Source organism: Kitasatospora sp. MBT63 (assembly GCF_000710465.2).
In the GTDB taxonomy this organism is placed as follows: domain Bacteria; phylum Actinomycetota; class Actinomycetes; order Streptomycetales; family Streptomycetaceae; genus Kitasatospora.
In genome coordinates, this window is the sequence record NZ_JAIZ01000171.1 from 1 (window position 1) to 1,797 (window position 1,797).

1 protein-coding gene is annotated in these 1,797 nt (G+C 76.5%); it reads left to right on the forward strand.

Annotated elements, in window-relative coordinates:
• A partial coding sequence (locus AA75_RS12100) for a type I polyketide synthase (RefSeq protein WP_033819933.1) occupies positions 1 to 1,797 on the forward strand: 1,797 nt, incomplete at both ends.

The window sequence follows — 1,797 nt, forward strand, 5'->3', positions numbered from 1 at the left end:
ACCGGGCCGCCGCCGCCCGGGCGCTGCTCGGCGCCGAGGCCGAGGTCGTGGCCGAGGCCCCGGCCGGGGCGGCCGCGCCGACGTCCGCCCCGGCCCCCGAGCCCGCCGCGACCGAACCGGTCGCGATCATCGGCTACAGCGCGCGCTTCCCCGGCGCGGCCGATGCGGACACCTTCTGGAAGCGGATCCTGGACGGCGACGACCTGGTGACCGAGGTGCCGCCGGAGCGCTGGCGGACCGAGGAGTTCTACGACCCGGACCCGGCCGCCGAGGGCCGGTCGGTCTCCCGCTGGGGCGCGTACGTGGCGGACGCCGACCGTTTCGACGCCGACTTCTTCCGGATGACGCCCCGGGAGGCCGAGCTGACCGACCCGCAGGCCCGGCTCTTCCTCCAGGAGGCGTGGCGGGCGCTGGAGCACGCCGGGCAGCCGGCCGGCTCGCTCGCCGGCTCCCGGTGCGGTGTGTACGCGGGCGTGATGCTCAACGACTACCGGGACCTGATCGAGCGGCAGAGCCCGCACGCCCGGCTCCCGCAGGTCATGCAGGGCAACTCCAACTCCCTCCTGGCCGCCCGGATCGCCTACCACCTCGACCTCAAGGGCCCGGCCGTCACCGTCGACACCGCCTGCTCGTCCTCGCTCACCGCCCTGCACCTGGCCTGCCAGTCGCTCCGGCTCGACGAGGCCGACCTGGCGGTGGTGGGCGGGGTGACGCTCTACCTGACCGAGCTCCCGCACGTCTTCATGAGCCGGGCCGGGATGCTGTCGCCGAACGGGCGCTGCCGGCCGTTCGACGCCGCCGCCGACGGCATCGTGCCGGGTGAGGGCTGTGCGGTCGTCGTGCTCAAGCCGCTGTCGAAGGCGCTCGCCGACGGTGACCCGGTGCACGGGGTGATCCGGGCGTCCGGGCTCAACCAGGACGGGCGGACCAACGGCATCACGGCGCCCAGCGCCCGTTCGCAGGCCGCCCTGGTCCGCGACACCATGCGGCGCTTCGCCGTCGACCCGGCCGGGATCGACTACGTCGAGTGCCACGGCACCGGCACCCCGCTCGGCGACCCGATCGAGATCACCGCGCTCAACGAGGCGTTCGCCGGGGCCGGACTGGCACCGGGCAGCGTGCCGATCGGCTCGGTGAAGGGCAACATCGGCCACACCTCGGCCGCCGCCGGGCTGGCCGGCCTGCTCAAGGCCGTCGGCGTGGTCGGCACCGGCGAGGTCCCGCCGTCCCTGCACTACCTTCGGCCCAACCCGCAGATCCCGTTCGCCGACGGGCCGTTCACGGTCGCCGCACAGCGCCGGAAGCTGACCGCCGGTCACGGGCGGCAGCGGCGGGCCTCGGTCAGCTCCTTCGGCTTCAGCGGCACCAACGCGTACGTCGTCGTCGAGCAGCCGCCCGGCCGCGGGAGCGGACCCGCTGCCGCCGGTACCGCCGACGACATGCCGGTCCTGGTCCCGCTCTCCGGCCGGCGTGCCGACGCCGCCGCGGCCCAGGCGGCGGACCTGGCGCGCTGGCTGCGCGGCCCCGGCGCCGGGGCCCGCGCCGCCGATGTCGCCCACACCCTCGCCGTCGCCCGGACCCACCATCCGTACCGCGTCGCGCTGCTGGTCACCGGCCGCGACGAACTGCTGGAGTCGCTGGACCTGCTCGCCGACGGCCGGCCGGACCCCCGGCGGACCGGGTCCGCGCCGGACGCCGCACCGGGGTCCGCGGTGGTCGACCCGGCGGTCCGGCAGGCCCAGCGGGAGCTGCTGCACCGGCTGCTGGAGCGCCTGGGCGAGCGGCCAACCGGCGGCG